This window comes from Microvirga sp., assembly GCF_014699075.1.
GTDB lineage: Bacteria > Pseudomonadota > Alphaproteobacteria > Rhizobiales > Beijerinckiaceae > Microvirga.
Genome location: NZ_JACXAB010000021.1, coordinates 40,477 through 60,177, shown reverse-complemented (window position 1 = coordinate 60,177; position 19,701 = coordinate 40,477). Strand labels below are relative to the sequence as shown.

General features: G+C 60.2%; 19 protein-coding genes. 8 read left to right on the top strand and 11 right to left on the bottom strand.

Annotated features, from left to right (window positions below; genetic code table 11):
• Nucleotides 1-412 precede the first annotated feature (412 nt).
• From IC232_RS21240 to IC232_RS21220, 5 genes are read right to left on the bottom strand one after another with little or no spacing between them, the layout of a single operon-like run.
• Complete coding sequence (locus tag IC232_RS21240; protein ID WP_190846950.1) at nucleotides 413-1,426, bottom strand: proline racemase family protein; 1,014 nt, start codon at nucleotides 1,424-1,426, stop codon at nucleotides 413-415.
• Nucleotides 1,427-1,455: 29 nt separating this feature from the next.
• Entirely contained in the window at nucleotides 1,456-2,241 is a 786-nt protein-coding gene (locus tag IC232_RS21235; RefSeq protein WP_190846949.1) for an ABC transporter permease, read from the bottom strand.
• Between the two features lies 1 nt (nucleotide 2,242).
• The gene (locus IC232_RS21230) at nucleotides 2,243-3,076 is read right to left on the bottom strand and encodes an ABC transporter permease (protein WP_190846948.1); all 834 of its coding nucleotides are present in this window, start codon (nucleotides 3,074-3,076) and stop codon (nucleotides 2,243-2,245) included.
• A 4-nt stretch (nucleotides 3,077-3,080) separates the two neighbouring features.
• Nucleotides 3,081-4,139 carry an ABC transporter ATP-binding protein gene (locus IC232_RS21225; RefSeq protein ID WP_190846947.1) on the bottom strand — a complete coding sequence of 353 codons (1,059 nt, stop codon included), beginning with the start codon at nucleotides 4,137-4,139 and terminating at the stop codon, nucleotides 3,081-3,083.
• Nucleotides 4,140-4,173: 34 nt separating this feature from the next.
• The gene (locus tag IC232_RS21220) at nucleotides 4,174-5,166 is read right to left on the bottom strand and encodes an ABC transporter substrate-binding protein (RefSeq protein ID WP_246812318.1); all 993 of its coding nucleotides are present in this window, start codon (nucleotides 5,164-5,166) and stop codon (nucleotides 4,174-4,176) included.
• A gap of 145 nt (nucleotides 5,167-5,311) precedes the next feature.
• On the opposite strand from IC232_RS21220, the gene IC232_RS21215 reads away from it, so the two are divergent.
• Nucleotides 5,312-6,364 carry a GlxA family transcriptional regulator gene (locus IC232_RS21215; RefSeq protein WP_246812317.1) on the top strand — a complete coding sequence of 351 codons (1,053 nt, stop codon included), beginning with the start codon at nucleotides 5,312-5,314 and terminating at the stop codon, nucleotides 6,362-6,364.
• Between the two features lie 3 nt (nucleotides 6,365-6,367).
• Here the strand turns inward: IC232_RS21215 and IC232_RS33340 are convergent, their stop codons facing one another.
• Nucleotides 6,368-6,589 (bottom strand): hypothetical protein, encoded by a 222-nt coding sequence (locus IC232_RS33340; protein WP_190846945.1) that lies wholly within the window; start codon nucleotides 6,587-6,589, stop codon nucleotides 6,368-6,370.
• Nucleotides 6,590-6,641: 52 nt separating this feature from the next.
• On the opposite strand from IC232_RS33340, the gene IC232_RS21205 reads away from it, so the two are divergent.
• Complete coding sequence (locus IC232_RS21205) at nucleotides 6,642-7,139, top strand: exonuclease domain-containing protein (protein ID WP_190846944.1); 498 nt, start codon at nucleotides 6,642-6,644, stop codon at nucleotides 7,137-7,139.
• Nucleotides 7,139-9,190 carry an ATP-dependent helicase gene (locus IC232_RS21200; protein ID WP_190846943.1) on the top strand — a complete coding sequence of 684 codons (2,052 nt, stop codon included), beginning with the start codon at nucleotides 7,139-7,141 and terminating at the stop codon, nucleotides 9,188-9,190. Before IC232_RS21205 ends, IC232_RS21200 begins: the two co-directional genes overlap by 1 nt.
• 54 nt (nucleotides 9,191-9,244) lie before the next feature.
• On the opposite strand, the gene IC232_RS21195 is transcribed toward IC232_RS21200, so the two are convergent.
• From IC232_RS21195 to IC232_RS21180, 4 genes are all read right to left on the bottom strand, one after another.
• Nucleotides 9,245-9,565: a hypothetical protein gene (locus IC232_RS21195; RefSeq protein ID WP_190846942.1), complete on the bottom strand. Its 321-nt coding sequence runs from the start codon at nucleotides 9,563-9,565 to the stop codon at nucleotides 9,245-9,247.
• Nucleotides 9,566-9,746: 181 nt separating this feature from the next.
• Nucleotides 9,747-10,760, bottom strand: a complete 1,014-nt coding sequence (locus IC232_RS21190) for a fumarylacetoacetate hydrolase family protein (protein ID WP_190846941.1) — start codon at nucleotides 10,758-10,760, stop codon at nucleotides 9,747-9,749.
• A gap of 27 nt (nucleotides 10,761-10,787) precedes the next feature.
• Nucleotides 10,788-12,191, bottom strand: coding sequence for an amidohydrolase family protein (locus tag IC232_RS21185; RefSeq protein ID WP_190846940.1), 1,404 nt, complete (start codon nucleotides 12,189-12,191; stop codon nucleotides 10,788-10,790).
• Nucleotides 12,192-12,207: 16 nt separating this feature from the next.
• Nucleotides 12,208-12,924 (bottom strand): TetR/AcrR family transcriptional regulator, encoded by a 717-nt coding sequence (locus IC232_RS21180; RefSeq protein ID WP_190846939.1) that lies wholly within the window; start codon nucleotides 12,922-12,924, stop codon nucleotides 12,208-12,210.
• Between the two features lie 132 nt (nucleotides 12,925-13,056).
• Between IC232_RS21180 and IC232_RS21175 the strand changes: the two genes are divergently transcribed.
• From IC232_RS21175 to IC232_RS21155, 5 genes are read left to right on the top strand one after another with little or no spacing between them, the layout of a single operon-like run.
• Nucleotides 13,057-14,169, top strand: coding sequence for an ABC transporter substrate-binding protein (locus IC232_RS21175; RefSeq protein ID WP_190846938.1), 1,113 nt, complete (start codon nucleotides 13,057-13,059; stop codon nucleotides 14,167-14,169).
• A 48-nt stretch (nucleotides 14,170-14,217) separates the two neighbouring features.
• Complete coding sequence (locus IC232_RS21170) at nucleotides 14,218-15,087, top strand: branched-chain amino acid ABC transporter permease (protein WP_190846937.1); 870 nt, start codon at nucleotides 14,218-14,220, stop codon at nucleotides 15,085-15,087.
• Nucleotides 15,084-16,859, top strand: a complete 1,776-nt coding sequence (locus tag IC232_RS21165; protein WP_190846936.1) for an ABC transporter permease subunit — start codon at nucleotides 15,084-15,086, stop codon at nucleotides 16,857-16,859. The genes IC232_RS21170 and IC232_RS21165 overlap by 4 nt, the downstream gene beginning before the upstream one ends.
• On the top strand, nucleotides 16,840-17,544 hold the full coding sequence (locus tag IC232_RS21160) for an ABC transporter ATP-binding protein (RefSeq protein WP_190846935.1): 705 nt from the start codon (nucleotides 16,840-16,842) through the stop codon (nucleotides 17,542-17,544). The genes IC232_RS21165 and IC232_RS21160 overlap by 20 nt, the downstream gene beginning before the upstream one ends.
• Nucleotides 17,545-17,574: 30 nt before the next feature.
• Nucleotides 17,575-18,363 (top strand): cyclase family protein, encoded by a 789-nt coding sequence (locus IC232_RS21155; RefSeq protein ID WP_190846934.1) that lies wholly within the window; start codon nucleotides 17,575-17,577, stop codon nucleotides 18,361-18,363.
• A 519-nt stretch (nucleotides 18,364-18,882) separates the two neighbouring features.
• On the opposite strand, the gene IC232_RS21150 is transcribed toward IC232_RS21155, so the two are convergent.
• Nucleotides 18,883-19,680 carry an enoyl-CoA hydratase/isomerase family protein gene (locus IC232_RS21150; RefSeq protein ID WP_190846933.1) on the bottom strand — a complete coding sequence of 266 codons (798 nt, stop codon included), beginning with the start codon at nucleotides 19,678-19,680 and terminating at the stop codon, nucleotides 18,883-18,885.
• Nucleotides 19,681-19,701 lie beyond the last annotated feature (21 nt).

Genomic DNA, 19,701 nt, shown 5'->3' with positions numbered 1-19,701 from the left:
GCCAAGACTTAAGGGACACAATTACGACAACGCTCACGCTCTATTTTTGCGATAGGGCCTCTCATCTCCATCCACCCTCGTCAACAACACTGACGCCACTTGGGTTTCCAAGTTTCGCACCAGATCAGGAATGCTGCTCGTTCAGCTTTCTCTCCAGCGAGGGACTTGCCTGCCGACATGAACGTTCGTTCGGAACTATCGGGGAGACCGGGTATCCCGACCCACTCCGACCTCGCGCGGGTCTTCGTCCCGCAGATTGAGCAAGGCCGCCTGGGAGATATTCTCCCAGGGTCCAACCCGTGAACCCGACCTGTGCGAGAGCATGGCAGGTCGGGCTTTCCAATACATCTGTACTTACCGAACGACGGGGCTACCGGCGTGGCATACGTCTCTGGGGCTCTCACCACATTGTTCAAGCAATGAGGAAGCCAGCCCCCACAGGATCATTGCGATCGATCACCCAGCGAGCCGTACCTAGAATGCTTGCCGTGCCCTTCACGGTGGGGCGAACGGCACGCGTGCCATTGAGGCTGGTCTCGCCGACCAGGCATCCCTCGAATGTTCCGCTGCCGAGAAGGCCCTCTGACTTGATAGGCTGATTAAGCTTCAACTGATTCCTGGCCTCGAACATTGCCATCATGGCGCTGGTACCTGTGCCGCCCGGCGAGCGGTCGAGCTGACCGGCGGAGAACACATGGACGTTCTTGTAGAACGCGCCTTCAATCGTGGGCTCGTGCCAAAAAGTCACAAAGTTGAAGTTGTTGATGTGCTTCGAGGCAGGATGCTGAATGGCCACCTTCTCGCGAAGCTGTTCGCGGGCGATGATGCCAAGACGCGAGAGCTCGGTGCCGTTCTCTGGCGAGATGCGAAGCGACGTGCCACGAAGGTCGATTATGCCAAAATAGTTTCCACCCCAGGCGATATCGGCCTTGAGTTGACCAACCCCCGGCAGCTCAAAGGGCACATCCTGGGCCGCCACATAGGCCGGGACGTTCTCAAATCGAGTCCACTGAACTTCCGGCCCCTCACTCGCGACCTCGGCCACGACGAGACCGGCTGTCGTCTCAAAGCGGATCGTCGTACGGCCGTTTTCTCCGCGCCGGACCAAACCGAGGGCGACCATAGCCATGGCAACCGCAATGGTTCCGTGCCCGCACATATGCGAATACTGAGTGCCGTCGATGTAGATGAGGCCGGCATCGTACTCAGTACTCGACGGTGGAGTCAGGAAGACGCCGAACATGTCCTTGTGGCCACGGGGTTCGCGCATCAGGGCGCAACGCAGCCAGTCATAGTTCTGCTCGAGGAAACGGCGCTTCTCCAGAATATTGGATCCAGTGGGATAGGGGATCCCGCTGTGGATGATGCATAGGGGCTCACCCTCGGTATGGGTATAGATCACGTCGAATACGTCTTGCTGTCGCATAATAAGGCTCCTTGTCGCTTCAGCTTCCCTCAGCGGCGCTCCGACAGGACGTCGAGACCGAGAGTGAAATCGAGAATTATGATGACGAGCGCCGCCACCAGGATGGTGACCGCCGATACTGCGGCGATGGTGGGGTCGATCGTGTACTGGACGTAGTTGAACAGCTTGACCGGAATGGTCGTCAGTTCGGCTGTCGTGTTGAAGATGCTCAGCTCTACGTTGATCCAGGAGGAGATGAAGGCAAAGATCGCACCGCTGAGAATGCCGCTCCGGATCTGCGGGAACGTGACCAGAAAGAACGTGGTTACGGGCCGCCCTCCCAGATCCGCCGAGGCCTCTTCGAGGCTTTTCTGCTCCTCAGTGAGCTGCGGCAGCACCGCCCTGAGTACAAAAGGCGTGATGATTACGATATGCCCGACCAACAGCGCCAGAAAATTGCGGGTGAGGCCGATCGCCGTCCCATACTGTAGGAGAGCGGCTCCCAGCACCACGTGTGGAAGTATGAGGGGCGACATCAGAATAGCGGAAAGCGCCCGCTTGCCCGGAAAGTTGTATCGCGCGATCGCCAAGGCAGACGGAACTGCGAAGAGAATTGCTACCGCCGTGGCGAACGCCGCAAGCACAGTGCTCGTCACAAAGGAGGATACGTAGGACGCGTCCGTTATGACCTTGCCGAACCAAGTCAGAGTGAGCCCCTGTGGCGGGAAGGCGAGAAAGCTCGTGTTCGTCAGCGAAGATCCAACGATGACCACCAGAGGGAGAACGAGATACAGCAGGGCGGCTAAGGAGACGATGCGGATTAGAAGAGTGATCATCTCATGCCCCTTTTGTTGCGCCAACGCGTCCCGCAGTGGCGACAAGGACAAGGGTGAGAACAAGCATCGTGATGCTCAACGCTCCACCGTAATTGAAATCGAATACGGAGCTGTATTGCTGGAATATCAGCATGGAGAAGACGGTGATCCGCCCCCCACTGAGCAGTGCCGGCGTCACGTAGGCACTGACTGCGAGCATGAAGACCATGACGGCACCTGCCATCAGGCCGGGAAGGCATAGCGGGAATGTGACGGTCCAGAAGGTCGTCGCCGGTCTGGCTCCCAGATCGGCCGACGCCTGCTCCAGCGAGGGGTCAACATCCGCCACCGAATTGCCCACCGCCAGTACGATGAAGGGCAACAGGATGTAGACTAGACCGATCACGATGCCGAGCTCGATTCCGATAAATCGGATGGGGCGCTCGATGAGGCCTAGGGTCTGCAGGCTATCGTTCACGAGGCCATTGCGTCCGAGCAGAACCATCCAGCCGAAGGAACGAACAATATTACTGGTAAAGAGCGGGACGATCAGCAGGATGACGCAGACCCGCCGCCACGGCCTCCAATCGACGATGCGCACCAGGTACCACGCCAATGGGTAGCCAATGAGGACGCAGGCGATGGTTGTGATCGCACCGATCCTGAAGGTCACCCACAGCACGTCCCAGTGATACTGGTCGAGTAGGATGCGGGCATAGTTGACAAATGTCAGGTTGCCACTCGCGTCTGTCAGACTGGCGAGGGCGACCACCGTCATCGGAGCGAGGAAGAACGCCAAGAAAAAGAGAGACGGGAGGCCGACAAGCAGGCTCACCCTACGGGCTGTCGTGCTCATGGCTTTAATCCCCAATCAGGTGCAGGTCGTCCGGCCGAAAGCCCACGTGAAGACGGGCTCCCTTGACGACCTGCGCGGGTAATTGACCGCTGACACGGCTGGTGATGACTGTGTCGCCAACTCGTGCATTCACCATCACGTGGCTCCCGACGTGGATGACATCCTCGACGACAGCTGGGACGGTAGAAAGGCCCTCCATTGCGCCATCTGGTAGCAGGCTTACCTGTTCGGGGCGCAGCACCGCGACGAGGTTGTCGCCTTTTGGCCGTAACTTCGGTCGTACCGAAAGTGCGCCGACACTCGTCATCAAGCTGCCATCGGGCAGGATTGAGCAGGGAAGCAGATTGGCTTCCCCAATGAAATCTGCGACGAAGCGGGTCGCCGGTGCACGATAGATGTCCTCTCCGCGGCCCACCTGTTCAATGCGACCACCGCTCATGACGACGACCCGGTCCGCCATGGTCAGTGCTTCCTCCTGATCGTGAGTCACGAACACGAAGGCGATGCCGAGCTTCTCCTGGAGGTGTTTAAGCTCGATCTGGACGCGCTTGCGCAGCTTTAGATCGAGCGCGCTCAAAGGCTCATCCAGCAGAAGAAGCTTGGGACGGTTGACGATTGCTCGAGCCAGCGCGACGCGTTGCTGTTGGCCGCCTGAGAGCTGGCGTGGAAAGCGGCCGGCAAAACCAGAAAGCCCAACCAACTCGAGGGCGTCGGCTGCCTGGGAGAGAGCGTCCTTTTTAGTCGCCCCTCGACGGCGGGGTCCATAAGCCACATTATCTTCCACGGACATGTGGGGAAAGAGCGCGTAGTTCTGGAAAACCGTGTTCAACGGTCTGAGGTAGGGTGGGAGCCGGGTGACATCCTCTCCCGTGATCCGAATGGATCCGCTATCGGGCTTTAGAAATCCTGCAATACAGCGCAGCAGAGTAGTCTTACCGCACCCTGATGGGCCGAGCAGAGCGATGAATTCGCCTTGCTCGACCTCAAGATTGACGTCCGACAGGGCCGCTTGCCTCCCAAAGTGCTTTGACAGCTTCGTGATGTTCAACAATGGGGCGGTCATGGCGAACGATGTACCTTGGCTCTTGGATCGGCTGTTACTTGCGCGCGATCTCGCGATTCCAGGTGTCGACGATTTTGCTCCGTTGTTCGTTGATATTCACCCAGTCGAAGAGTTTCAGGTCCTTGACCGAACCCTTCTCACCCCACGGCAACTTCCGCGCTACGTCTGCTTTGACTTGAACACCTTTCACCGAGGGACCGAGATAGAGCTTTTCGGCCAAGCACGCCGAAGACTCAGGAGTGAGAGCCTGATTGATGAACTTCTGGGCCGCTTCCTTCTTGCTGGTCCCCTTCACCAGATGAAGCCGGGCATCAGTCGCCCAGGCGCCTTCCTTCGGCACGACGAAGCCAATCGGCAGGCCTTTATCCGCCATATCCCACGCGCCGACGTTGAAGTGAGCGCCGATGACCGCCTCGCCACTCTGAAAGGCGTTGGTGGCTGCTCCGGAGGAGTCGAAGAACAGTGCCGCCTTGAGGTCCTTGATCTTCTTGAACGTCTCTGACAGATCACCCTCCGGCACGCTCCAAATCTGCGACAGGAACATGATGAATGGCACCCCGGCGGAATTCGACGGGGACGGGATCGTTACCGTATCCTCAAATTCCTTCTTCCAAAGATCATTCCACGAGGTTGGGGCTTCCTTCACCTCCTTCGTGTTGTAAGTTAGGCCAAGTGAGTAGTAGCCGGTGCTGACCGCATAGGTGGTTGAGCCGGACTTGTAGACCGATTCCGGAAGAGCATTCGAGAGATTGCTGATTGCGCCGGCATCCAGGTTATCCACCACGTCGGCCGCAAGGGCGAGTTCGCTGATGCCGCCATCCATCCAAGCGACATCAATGGTGGGGGATCCCTTCTGCTGCTGCAGCTTGGATAGGGTCACTGTCGAGGTGCCAATTTCCGCACTGACGCTGATGCCGGTTGCCTTGGTAAACGGCTCAGCGACGCAGGCGCGGAATGCGTCACCCCAGTTGCCTCCGTACCAACCCACCGTGATTGATTGTGATTGCGCATAAGCGGGCTGGGTCAATGCCGTGGAGCAGAGAACGAACGCGGCAAGATAGCTACTGTGTTTCATAGTCTAACTCCTCTGGATGATGCATTCATGGTTCTTATTGTTGGTCAGTAGCTTGACCCAGCCAAACAACCCTCGCTAGAACGATACAGCCCCGGATTTGAATATTTCCGACATCATGAATGATGATCACGAGATAATATCTTCATTTCCGCTCGATGTTGCCGACAAGACGTCGAGCGGACCACGGTTGCGGGTCGGCTTCGTTCTTCTCCACCAGTTCACGCTCGCTGCATTTTCGGGCTTCATTGACGCGTTGCGGCTCGCGGCCGATCCCGGCGGGCGCAGCCGTCAAGTTCATGCCGCCTGGCAGGTCATGAGCCTTGGAGGACTGCCGCGCCGGTCAAGCTGCGGAGTAGAAGTCCATCCCGGTAGCGACCTCGTCGACCCCACCTCTTTCGATTACATCGCCATCTGTGGCGGGAACGACTACCTCAATGTGAAGGTCCCGGAAGCGCTGTTGGATTATCTCCGGAATGCGGCGGCGAACGGGATCCGGCTTGTTGGGATCTGCACAGGAACTTTCCTAATTGCCCAGGCCGGGCTCGTCGGTGATCGCAAAGTATGCGTTCATTGGAATGTCCTAGACGCCTTCCGAGAACGCTTCCCGCGCACAAACGCTACAGTGGATAGGCTGTTCATTGACGAAGGCGATCTGATCACTTGCGCGGGATCTACAGCGGCAATCGATCTCGGCCTCTATCTCATCACCAGGCACTGTGGGCGTGACAAGGCCCAGCAGGCGATCCGGCATATGATGCTGCATGACATCCGCCCGGCAGCAATGCCACAGGCGCATTTCTACGCAAATCTGGACGGAATCCACGACGTTCGCGTCCGACAGGCAACCCAATTCATTGAGCAGCGTCTCGATACGCCACCCTCAATCGATGCCATTGCTCGCTATGTCGGACTTAGCAGCCGTCAGTTGGAAAGGGTGTTCCACACTGCTCTTGGAATAGGGCCCGCAGCCTTTCAACGAAACTTGCGCCTGGAATATGGGCGCTGGCTTCTCAGCAACAGCTCCCGCACCATCACGGAAATCGCAATCGACAGCGGCTTCGCCGATGGCGCGCACTTTTCCAGGGACTTCAGATCAGCCTTCGGCTGCTCGCCACGGGAGTTCAGAGACAGCTGTGCATCCCCAGGCTGATCGTCAGTGTCTAACAAGGTTCGGCTTGTTCTGATCCGAGGCCATTTTTGCCAATAACTTCTGAAAACTGACCCCGGCCAAGGCTGTCAGATCAGTCTCCTGCCAAGTTCCCGCTTTTAGTTCCCATGCCACCTGGGCGGCGTACGAGGTACGCTTCAGGTTCTCGATGAGAATGAGGTGGGCCTCGCATCGGGTTTGCTGTCTGGCAATAACGTTGTCTCTCATTTAGAAACATGCACATGAACCATCTATTCCGCCTGTTGCCTCGTAGCCCACTATGACAAGACATGTAGTTATCGATGTCGAAACAGCGCAGTCATACGACCACGTCGTCGAGCTCGCCGCGGTTGAGGTGGTCAGCAACACCATATCATCTCGCTCGCTGGTGCGCCGGATAAAGCCGCGCTCGGCCATGAGCCGGTTCTGCTACGCCGTTCACGGCATTTCGCTGACAGACCTGCAGAACGAGCCGTATTTCAAGGACGTGATCCCGGAACTTGTCGAGTTCGTGGGAGACGCCACCATCGTGGCTCACAACTACGTCTACGAGTACAACACGCTGAAACGAGAGTTCGAGCGCGCGGCCCATCCGGTTTATCCACGGGAGCGCTTTTCCTGCACCATGGCCCTGGCCAAGCGATCCGGCCTTCCCGGCAAGCTCCGGCACGCGTGCACTCAGGTGGGGATCAGCGTCGCCCACCTTCGCGACGAGCACGATGCCTTGAACGATGCGCTTCTGGCAGCTCACTTGTTTCTCAAGCTCAATCGAAACTGATGCCCCTCGACCCTTCTCAGCGGAGCGCCGCAACCTGTGATGCACCAATCCAGCTCACCCTTGCGGGTCCAGGGTCTGGCAAGACCAGTACGCTAACGGGGCGATTTATTCATCTCGTGCGGCAAGGAGTGGATCCACGGCGGATCCTGGCCGTGACATTCACGAAGAAAGCGGTGGAGGAGATGAGACAGCGGATTTCCGCCGCCTTGCCCGACCTACTGCCGAAACAGCTCGAGATCTTTACGTTCCACGGCTTCGCGTATCGGTGCTTGAGACGCAATCCGGCGGCCGCGGGGCTGCCCAGTAGAATCCAGCTCTGGGACGCGCCGGAGCAGCGCGCGGTTTTTTCGAAGAGGCGCATGTACTGGAACGAGGATGAGGACATCCTCGACATTATTGGATCGGCCAAGGAGCGCCTGCTCGATGCCAGGACCTTCGAGGCATCGCTGAATCCGGGGGATGAGGTCGGCAGGTCTGCAGTCGAGTTCTTCCGTGTCTATGAAGAGACTTTGAACCGAGCAGGAGCCATCGATTTCGCCGATATGGTCCCCCGTTTGGTCCAGGCCATGGACCGTGACCCTAATTACGGCCGGAGTATCGTACGCGCATACGATCACCTCCTCGTCGATGAATACCAGGATGTGAATCCTGGACAGGACCTACTGATCTCGCATTTCGTTCGAGCGGGTGTGAAGCTCTGGGCAGTCGGGGACGACGACCAGACCCTTTATGCGTTTCGCGCCTCCGATGTCGGATACATCTTGGACTTTCGAGAGCGCTATCCTGGGAGCCACGTTCACATCCTCGACCGGAACTATCGCTCCGCTCCGGGCATCGTCCGAACCGCGAAAAAGCTGATCCGAAAGAACGAAGGACGGGTCGACAAAGATTACAGCGCCGTCAACCAGGGCTCATGCGACATTGTTGTTCGAGGCTACAGCACGCCGGCGGTGGAGGCCCGGCAAGTCGCCGCTGCGATTTCACGGCTCATCAGTGACGGTTTGGAGCCTCGGCAGATTGCCGTTCTGTACCGATCAGGAACCATCGGCATCCACTTCCAGGCAGCGCTTCGCCCTCTGGACATTCCATTTGAGGTCCGGGGTGCCGGAGATTTCTGGCAGAGTTCCTCAGCCAAACTATTCGTCGGCTCGCTCTATTACCTGCGCGACCCCACAAGTGCGGCAGCCCTCGAGAAAATGGGCACGGGCAAACGGGGCGACATCACCCGCGAGCGTCTGAACCTGATCGATCGCCGCACCAGGCTCGACTTCCAAAGCTCATGCGCTCACGTCCAGCGGATCGTTGCTGAGGCACTTCCCATACGAGCATCCGGCCGGGAGCGGGCGGAATGGGAAAGCATCGTCGACGGAGTAGCCCTGCTGGCGACGACCTGTTCGTCGGTTGAGGAACTCGAGACGCGAATTGCCGAGCAGACCCAAGCGGCCAAGCGCCCGCACGCGAACAGTGTTGTTCTTTCGACGGTCCATTCCGCAAAAGGTCTTGAGTGGGATGCGGTTTTTCTTGCCGGGCTTGAGGATGGTGTCATGCCCCACGGCAATTCAGACGATGTCGAGGAGGAGCGACGGGTGGCCTATGTGGCGATCACGCGGGCCAAGCGCCGTCTTGCCCTCACCTATGCTGCGGAGCGCTTTGGGACAAAGTCGGAACCATCTCCATTTCTGTTCGAGATGAAACATGGAGATATCATTTGGACCGGCCCGAGCATGTCCAACGCTGACAACCGTCTTCCTTTAGTGAGCTCAGAGGAACGGGCTCAACCCGTAGTGAAGAGGTCATCACCAATGTCCAGCCGAACCGCTCACAGGAGTTCGCGCGAGAGGACAGCACCTAGCTCAACACCATGGACGTCCCGTGAGGATATGCGCCTTCAGGCGGCGTATGCGTCCTCAAGCAGTCTTGAGGAGATGTTCCTGATCTTGAAGCGCTCGCCTGATGAGATCGTCAGCCGTCTCGTCGCCTTGAAGTTCCTGCCCACCCGTAACCCGTATGACGCTCTCTCGGCCGAGTATCTTCGTCGGTCATTACGCTAGCGGCATTGTCGGGCAAATCGACCCGACCTTCGATCAAACCCACTGGAACTCGCGTCAGCGCTGGGTCAACAGGACCACGTTGGATCCAGCCGGGTTGGCGTTCTTGGCCGGCCTGGCCCTGCTGAGGAGGGTAGGCGAGACGTTCCATCTCTGCCCATTATCGGTGATCACCGTCACTGTCTTCTTGTTGTAGCGCGTCAGCATGCCCTCGAGTTGCCCCTGGCCGGGTGGCTGGAAGGTGACCCGGTCGCCAATCTTGAATTCCAGCATCTCTATATGAGCGCGCATCTGGTTAAGAAAGCGCAGGCGCTCGACGATGCGGTGATTGAGATCGATGAGCTCGGCCTCGGTCAGCTGGTCAATGTCAATCGTCATAGCAGTGCCAAAGATGAGAGCCCGGCTGGGGCTATCAAGCGACTGTCTGACCCGCGCTTGCGCGTGTCAAGAGGAACAGGGCGGGCTCTGAAAGTCCCCTGCCCTTCGCGAAGGTCCGTTATCGTCGGACGAGCGGACCAATGCGTTACTTCCGAGAAGTGCCATCAGCGGCCATTGCCTACTAAGGGTGGCTGCTTGGTTCGATGTTTTGCAGGATTGAGCCGAACACAGAATGGCCGTCCCTGTCCTCCATCAGGATGGTAACGGCATCCCCTGCCTTGAGGAATGGGGTTCTCGGTTCCCCGAACAGGAGCGTTTCGACGGTCCGGAGTTCGGCAATGCAGGAATAGCCACGCCCGCCATCCATAATCGGCTTCCCCGGCCCTCCATCGGCATTCCTGTTGGAGATCGTCCCTGACCCGACGATCGTTCCGGCGCCGAGCCTGCGTGTCTTGGCAGCGTGCATGATGAGGGTTGGAAAGTCGAAGGTCATCTCCTGACCCGCATAGGGACACCCGAACAGCCGACCGTTGAGGTAGGTCGCCAATGGTAGGTGCACCTTGCCATCTCTCCAGGCATCGCCGAGTTCGTCGGGTGTAACCGCGACGGGAGAGAACGCAGACGACGGTTTCGACTGTAGGAACCCGAATCCTTTGCCGAGCTCGCCCGGGATGAGGTGGCGCAAGCTGACGTCGTTCACGAGCATGATCAGCCTGATCGCCCGCATCGCCTGTTCCCGCGTCGCCCCCATTGGCACGTCGCCGGTCACCACGGCAATCTCCGCCTCAAAGTCGATTCCCCAAGCCTCGTCCATGATGATCGGGTCACGAGGACCGAGAAACGTGTCGGAGCCACCCTGATACATGAGTGGATCCGTCCAGAACGAGGGCGGCATTTCGGCTCCCCGTGCCTTCCGGACCAGCTCGACGTGGTTCACGTAGGCCGAGCCGTCGAGCCATTGGTAAGCGCGTGGCAGTGGTGCCGCACAGTCCTGCTCCCGGAACGGGAATGAGGACACCTCATCGCGTTCCAGCCTTGCGGCAAGTTCGATCAATGCAGGCAGGGCGTGCTCCCAGCCATCAAGCGCCGATTGAAGCGTGGGAGCTACGTAGTTGGCGGGCGTCGCTCGGGACAGATCTCCCGATACGACGATGAGCGTTCCGTCCCGGCCGCTCTTCAGAGAGGCAAGCTTCATTGTTCAAAGTCCGTGGTGGTTTCGGGTCTAATGGGCTTCGGTAGCTTGGGTGACGGCCCCGGCGTAGACCGTTGCGGTGTTGGTCCCGCCGGTTCGCGTGGCGGCATCGCTGATCGCGGCTGCAAGGTGCTCGGCCGATGCGCGGGCCCTTCTGCGGATGGGCGCCAGTTCCGCTCCCACGAGCTTTCCGTCCCGCTTGCGTTCGGCGCCGTCGATGATGACCGTGTGAACGTCGCTGGGACGAGCCTGAAGGACGATCGTGGCAATCGGATCCGGGCTCGGTGGCATGTGATGGATGCCGTCCATCGTCAGCAGCACGATGTCGGCCCGTTTCCCAGGCGTGATCGATCCGATCTGGTCCCTCAGGCCCATGGCCGCAGCTCCGTCAATCGTGGCGAAGTCGAAGGCATCCCGCACGGTAAGATCAATCGTCACCGGCATCTTCCCGGTTTTCAGCACACGCTCGTTATCGATTGCCCGCGCTGTTTGGAGGGCAAGTCTCATCTGGGCGAACATGTCGCCCGAGCAATCCGAGACGATGTCGATCCCGAACGTCGGCCTCAGGCCGGCTGCAAGTGCGCGGTTGGTGATGGGGAAGCCCATTCCCATCTGCATCTCGGTTTCCGGCGTGATGGAGACATGGCCTCCGCTGTCGGCGATCTGGCGTAGCTCCTCGTCGCTCGATGCATTGCAGTGGACATGGAGCATGTCCGGGCCGAGCAGGCCGCCATTCCTCAGTCGCGAAACCCCGTCCGGCGTGGACAGCGTGCCCATGTGCATCGTGATCGGCAGATCCAGCTCCCTCGCAAGCTCCACCTCGGCCCTCGTCTTATCGATCGATACGAGGCCGAACTCCGTCAGGGCGACCCCCATGGAGATCAGATCCGACGGCGACGTTCCGGCGAACATCCCGGTACGGACCGCGCGGGCGTGCTCGAGCCGGGCATCGTGGTCGGTGAAGACCGGGCGTTCGTCCGGAATATCGTAGAATCCCTGATGGAAGCGAACCCGCATGCCGGCATCGCGCAGGGCAAGCACAGCAGCCTCCGTGTGTTCGGGCGAGCGGATGATGTGGCAGTAGTCGCAAAGGGAGGTGATGCCGGCATCGATGGCTTCGAGGGCACCCACGTACGTGCTGATGTAGACGTCCTCCGGTCGATAGCTGGTCGCATAGCCGAGGCGGATGTTCCGGATGTACTCAACGAGGCTCCAGTCGGCGGCGACCCCGCGGATTGATGTCTGCCAGAGGTGACGGTGGGTATCGACGAAGCCCGGCATGACGATCATGCCGCTGGCATCGATCACGCGGGCACCGTCCGCGGAAATCTCGCGCTCGACGGCCTTGATGACCGCTCCCTCCAGGAGGATATCGGCCATTGCCGCGTCGAAGCCGACGACATGCCCGCCCTTGATCAAGGTTTTTTCTGTCATTGGTCCAATTTTCCGTCTACTTGGCGTTGCGGGATCTTGTCTTGCGCTGCACGGCTGGCGCGGGCCGGTCCACGGGAGGAGCCGTCATTCCGGCGGTCAGGAAGGGAATGGCGTAGCGGAGCGCTCCTTTCGCGTCCGACAGGGAAAACTCCTCGCCGAAGATGTGTTGCAGGCGGCTATTGTCGGCCCGGATGTACATCATGGCGCCGTAGACGCAGGCGACCCGCCAGAACATCTCCTGCGGGGAGAGGTCGGGGCACGCCTTCGCGAGAACCTCGAGGAAGCGGCGGGCAACGGAGTCGTAGACTGTGAACAGCACGCGCTTGACCTCTGGGTTCGGATCCGTCGAGGCGCGACCGGCAAGAAGCTTGAAATTACGCTCGCCCTCGGTTCCGCCTAGTTCAAGCGTTGGTCCGATGAACGCGGCAAGGATATCGGTCATAACGGAGCCATCCGCTCCGGCACGATCGCAGACTTCGAGCAACTGCTCCCGCCGTCGGTTAATCGGATCGAGACGGCGCTTGAAGATCGCATCCAGCACGGCCTCCTTCGAGCCGAAATGATAATGGATTGCGGCGATGTTGACGCCGGCTTCGTCGGTGATGTTGCGCGTCGAAACCGCGCTATAGCCTCGCTCCGCGAACAGGCGCTCGGCCGTGTCCAAGATCCGTTCCCGGGTATCAGCGCTCGGCGCCTCAAGGGGTTTCCTTCCTGTTGCTGCAACTCGGGCCACGCTGTCCTCCTACTGACGACGAGCATACCTCAGGCGAATGCTTCAAGCAACTATTTCAAACAGGCGCTTGACTAATTTCTGCGGATGCGGCTTCCTGTGCCGGCGAAATTCAAAAATTCCAAGGAGGAAACAATGCGCAGAACGGTACGGCTAATCAGCCTCTTGGCTGGCGTCGCGATATCCAGCATGGCCCTGGCTCAGACGAAGGAGCCGATCAAGATCGGCGTCATCGGTCCCACCAAGACGCTAGTCGGCAAGCAAGGCGTCCAGGGGGCGGAGCTCGCCGCCGAACTGATCAACAAGGAAGGCGGCATTCTCGGTGGCCGTCCGGTCCAGCTCGTCGTCTACGACACGAACTTCGCTCCCGCCGAGGGTGTCGCAGCGGTCCAGCGGCTCCTGACGCAGGATGAGGTGAAGATCGTCACCGGAGAGGTCTCGAGCAGCGTAGCCCTGGCGGCGGTTCCCGTCGTCCAGGCTGAGGACGCGATCTACATCGCGACCGTGCCGAAGCACCCAGACGTCACCAAGTCCGGATACGATAAGATCTTCCGCTTGAACTCGACGACCGCGATGGATGCGGCCTCGTTCGACCAATTCCTGACGCAGACGGTGAAGCCAGAGAAGGTGGCCGTCATCGCGGAGAACAGCGACTTCGGCCGCCTGACCATCGACAACCTGAAGAAGCTGTTCGGATCCAAGGTAGTCTTCGCCGAAAGCTACGGCATGCAGCAGAACGATTTCAACTCGATGGTGACCAATGCTCGCGCCTCAGGGGCGGACCTCGTCTGCGTCGCCGGCTCCAATATGGAGCAGTACGGCAACATCCTCCGTTCCCTTGCCGACCTGAACTTCCAGGGCAAGCGTTGCGTCATGCCCGGCATCCTCAACTCGCAGGGAATCAAGGTTGCCGGCAAGTCCGCCGAGGGGGCGATGAGCGCGGACATCTACTTGCCGTCCATGGACAGTGAGGCCAATCGGAAGTTCGTATCGGCGTTTGAGGCCAAGTATGGGAACGGGCCCGAGAAGATTGAGCTGCTCGGGTTCGAGAGCATCTGGATCGCTGCGAAGGCAATGGACAAGGCGGGCTCCGCCACCGACGCTGACAAGATCGCGGCCGCCATCCGCGAGACCCCGTGGGAAACCCCGCGCGGCAAGGTGACCTTCGATACCAGCGGACAGGCTAAGAGCGGTGACCTCATCCGGCTTGAGGTTCGCGAGGGCGCCATGACTCCAATCCGAAACTGATCGACCGCACCGATCCGTCGAAACCTTGGGCACGGCCCTGGATGAATCATGACAGAGCTTTTACTTCAGCAGCTACTCAACGGACTCACCCAGGGCATGGCCTACGCGCTTGTGGCCCTGGGCCTCACCATGATCTTCGGCGTTCTCCACGTCATCAACTTCGCCCATGGTGAGTTCTACATGCTCGGCGGGCTGACGGCTGTGTTGGTGACTGCGTCGGCCGGCCTGCCGTACGTGGTCGCGATCGCCCTGGCGATCGTGCTTGTGGGCGCGGTTGCCTGGGTGGTCGACAGGATTGCTGTCGCACCTGTCTTGGACAAGCGCGACGGCCCTTCGACCGTCCTGCTCGCGACCTTCGCCGTCAGCCTTCTCATCCACCAGGGCGTCTTGCAATCGTGGGGTCCGACCCCGGCACGGGTGGAGGGCATCCCGGGAGCCATCTCGGTCGGCTCGATTGTCCTGGGCCATCAGCGTCTCCTCGTCCTCGTGACGGGGATGGCGCTACTGGTGAGCATCGAGTTGGTGCTTCGTCGCACGGTGATCGGAAAGAAGATCCGGGCGCTCGCCCAGAGCGCCTATGCGGCCCAGGTAGTCGGCATCGATACCGCCCGGGTTCGACGTACCACATTCATCGCCGCTGCCGCCCTTGCAGGCCTCACCGGCGCTCTCCTGAGCCCGGTTACGCTGTTCACGCCCGCCATGGGCCAGCACGTCATCATCAATGCGTTCGTCGTGGTCGTGATCGGCGGAATGGGAAGTGCGACCGGCGCGGTCGTCTGCGGCTTGGCCCTTGGCGTGCTAGAGGCCCTGGCGAGCATCTACCTTCCGCAGGAAATCGGCACGGCCATCATCTATGCCCTGCTCCTTGCCGCCCTCCTGGTGCGTCCGCAGGGGCTGTTCGGGAGTGCCCGCGCATGAACAAGATCTCTGTCCTTCTGGTTGCGGCGGTCTGCATAGCCCTGCCGTTTGCCTTCGCCGGGAATGCCTACTACAGCGGCTTGGCGGCCTATGCGGCCATCCTCGCCCTGTTCGGGTTGAGCGTGAACCTGACCGTCGGCTATCTCGGCTACGTCTCGTTCGGTCACGCAGCCTTCTTCGGACTGGGAGCCTATGCGGCCGGTCTCCTGGTCATGAAAGTCGGGCTCAATTTCTGGCTGGCATTGGTTCTCGCCCCCCTCCCTGCGGCCGCCTTGGGGGCCCTGGTCGGGTTCGCTTCGGCGAGGGTCGGTGGCGCCTATTTCGCGATTGCCACCCTGACGACGGCCGAGATCCTGAGGCTCGTGGCTGCGAATTGGATCGACCTGACCCGCGGTCCGCTCGGCCTCATCGTCCCCCGTCCCCGCATTCCCGCACTGGAGGGCCTCGGACTGAGCTTTCACCAGTACTATCTGGCCTTCTGCCTGATCGCCCTGGCGGTCGCCGTTGAGATCGTCCGAAGGCTCATCAACAGTCCGGTCGGCCGGTCTTGGACGACCATCCGCGAATCCAGTGCCCTCGCGGAAAGTCTCGGCATGCCGGCTCTGCGCCAGCGGGTCATCAACATCGCGCTTTCTGGGGCGCTCGCCGGCTTGGCCGGGGCGCTGTTCGTGCCCCGGACCCTCGTCCTCACTCCCGACCTCTTCAGTCCGACCCTTTCGGCGACAGGCCTCCTCATCGCGATCCTCGGCGGGAAGGCAACCCTGATTGGCCCCCTGCTCGGGGGCTTGACCTTCGCGATACTTCCCGAAGCCCTGCGGTTCATCGACGAGTACAGGATCGCGATTTTCGCCGTTGTCCTGCTGCTGGTCGTACGCTTGCAGCCCAACGGCCTCGTGGCCCTGCTACCGTGGTTCAGGGGAAGGGCAAAGGCGCTTGTTCTCCAGGTGGATGCAGACGCCTCAGCGCCGATCCGGTTCAGCCCCGCCGATACTCTGACGGCCTCAAACCTCACGAGACGCTTTGGCGGCCTCACCGCCGTAGACGATGTGTCGCTCACAGTGAAGCCTGGGGAACTCGTTGGAATCATCGGCCCCAATGGCGCGGGCAAGACGACCTGCCTTTCGCTGATGAGTGGCTTCCTTGAACCGAGCGTCGGGCAGGTTAGGTTCGGCGAGACGGAGATCACCGGACGCGAACCTTATACGGCGGCTCAGTCAGGCCTCGTCAGGACATTCCAGCAGACGGCGCTGACGCCCCACACGACGGTCTACGAGAACGTGCTGTCCGCGACGTACACAAGCATTCCCGAGACCTTCTGGAGCAGCCTATTCCAGACCTCGTCCTACCGGGAGCGTGAACGGCAGAGATCCTCGCTTGCCCGGGCGTGCATCGATCTCGTGGGTTTGGGTGCCCGCGCTAGCGACGAGGCCGGATCACTCCCATACGGGGAGCAAAAGATGCTCTCGATCGCTGCCGCCCTCGCAACGCGGCCACGTCTCCTGCTGCTCGATGAGCCAGCCGCAGGCCTAAACCACACCGAGGCCAACCAGCTCTCAAGCCTGCTCCGGCGGCTACGGGAGTTCGGGCTGACCATCGCGGTGATCGACCACAACCTCAGGATGATGATGGCACTCTGCGACCGGATCGTGGTCCTTGATCGGGGCAAGCTGCTCGCGGCCGGATCGCCATCCGAGGTGAGCCGCAATCCGGATGTCGTCAAGGCGTATCTCGGACCCGGCCGAAAGAAGGAAGATGCCCGTGCTCACGCTTGATCGAGTTTCCATACAGTACGGTGCGGTGAAGGCGGTTCACGGCGTCAGCCTTGAGCTTTCCCGGGGTGAGGTCCTGGCGCTCATCGGCGCCAACGGCGCGGGCAAGTCGTCCGTCCTCAAGAGCATCCTCGGAATGGCTCCCGGCTCGGGCAGCATCATCCTGGACGGTAAGAGAATCGACGGGTTGCAGACCCATGCCCGCGTTGCGCAGGGCATCGCCCTGTCCCCCGAAGGCCGCCACGTGTTCGGTGGAATGACGGTCGACGACAACCTCGATCTCGGGGCGGTCGGCTCCTCCCATGGGGAAATCGCTTCCCTGAAACGCGACATGTTCGACCTCTTCCCACGGCTAGCCGAGAGGCGGGACCAGCGTGCCGGCAGCATGTCGGGAGGCGAGCAGCAGATGCTCGCGATCGCACGTGCACTCATGTCGAAGCCGAAGGTCCTCATGTTGGATGAGCCGACCCTCGGCCTCGCGCCCATCATTGTCGATCAGCTCATCGACCTGCTCCATGTCCTGAAGGGTCGTGGTCTCGCGATCCTGCTTGCCGAGCAGAACGCCGAGATGGCGCTTGAGGCGTCGGATCGGGCTTGCGTGATCGAACTTGGCAATGTCACTCGCGTAAGTGACAGCGCGACGTTGCGGGAGGACCCCGCCGTTCGCGAAGCCTACCTCGGCCTGTGATTTCCTACAACCAGATAAGCTAGAGTCCCCATGACCCGCCGTATCATCGACCTGTCCATTTTTCTTGAGAACGACGTCATCAGCGATCCTCCCCTCAGCCGCCCGAAGATCACCTATCTGGGCCATGACGAGACGCTCGACCGGATGCAGGCCTTCTTTCCCGATCTCACCCGGGAGAAGCTTCCGGACGGCGCCGCCTGGGCGATCGAGAAGGTTGAGCTGACTACTCACAACGGGACGCACCTCGATGCGCCGTATCACTTCCACCCGACCATGAATCATGCCCTGCGTGAGGGCGGGGAGCCCTCGATGACCATTGATGAGGTTCCGCTCGAATGGTGCTTCCAGCCTGGCGTGAAACTCGATTTCCGGCATTTTCCCGACGGGTATGTCGTCAAGGCTGACGACGTTGCACATGAACTTGAACGGATCGGCCATGAACTCCAACCGCTCGACATCGTCCTCGTCAACACGCGGGCAGGATCACGGTACGGACACGACGACTTTGTATCCGCGGGATGCGGTATCGGGCGTGACGCGACGTTGTACCTTCTCGAGCGTGGGGTCCGCATCACCGGGACAGATGCCTGGAGCTGGGACACCCCCTTCAGCTATACCAAGGAGCGGGTCGATGCGACGGGCGACTACAGCCTGATCTGGGAAGGACACAAGGCCGGTCGGGAGCGTGGTTATTGCCACCTCGAAAAGCTCCATCAGCTCGAGCTTCTGCCAGGCACAGGGTTCCAGGTCTGCTGTTTCCCCGTGAAGCTTCGCCGGTCATCGGCGGGCTGGACGCGGGCCGTAGCAATCTTGGACTGATCGGCCCCTCACCGTCTGCGGATCGGGGGTTGCTGTCCGTGCGCATGAGAACCGTACCAGCTCCCGGGCGAACGAGGTGATGGGCCCTGCAAGGGTGCGGATTGGATGTGGAGCCCATTCGTATCGTGGTGGAGTGGGACGAGGTTTGTGCCACCAATTGCCACTCGGCCGATGCTCCATGTTTAACAGAGCCCGGTCCTGGGCAGTCGCATCTCCGTGCCAAAGTCGGCTTGGGGTCAAAATGTAATGTTGAGCGGATAAAACGAAGGTCTGCTTACGCCGAGAAAGCGGCAATCCGGATAAGGTCAGCCCCGTGCCAGGTCCTGACATTCCCTTCCAGCGGCTCCCTGCGAGAGTGATCCTCTGGATCAATTGGACGCTTACTCGCCTGCCAGATGGTGCGGGTCCACATATGGCAAAGGAGGTTGTGCTTCGCATGACCATTGAAGAAGCCGAGGTGGGCCGCAAAGCGCGCGTCACCTCGATATCTCTTCGGTCTAAGCCCTGGCTTCTGCAAGCTTAGTTCTGACGATAGAGGAAGCGCTCGGGTTGCACCAGCTCTTCCCGCAGGCCCATGCGCTGGAGGCGGTAAAGATGCTTGGTGAAAGCGAGAGCGTCTTCCTTTGAAAGCTCGCGCCCGCGATAATATGCTTCCATCTCGATTCTGACAGCTTCGGGTGGATGCCGGGCAATTTTCGCCGCAACCTGACGCGCCTCATCCATTAGACTTTCAGGTGCCACGATCTTGTTGACAAGCCGATGCGATAACGCTTCTTCGGCATCCATCGCATCGCCGGTCAGCAGCATCCACATCGCGACCGTATGTGGCAATTGCAGCCCGAGGCGCGAGGTACCGCCCGCCCCGCCCATGCCATATGCAATCTCCGGGAAGCCGAATTTCGCCCGCGTCGAGGCGATACGAATGTCAGTCAGCGCGAGCAGATAGATCATCCCCTGACCCAGGCACCAGCCATTAACGGCACCAATGATTGGCTTGAAGCGCTCCAGACCGAGAACGTCACGGGACCAGGCAAAATCGTGCGGTGTTTCGCCCTCGCCACTGTGGGGCCAAAGATGATTGCCGAGCTCCCCGCGTGCCGTGTCGCCTTTGTGATAGGGTGTCTTGATGTCATCGCCGGCGCAGAAACCGCGCTCTCCCGCCCCCGTAATAATTCCGCAGCGGATTGCCGGGTCAGCAAGGAAATCCTTGAGTGCGAGAAACAGCTCTTTGTGCATGGCGGGAGTGGTCGGATTCACCGAACCGTTTTCAATGGTGAAGACAGCGATGTCGCCGTCCTTTTCGTAATGAAGAGGCAATGTAGGTTTCCTTTCATAAAG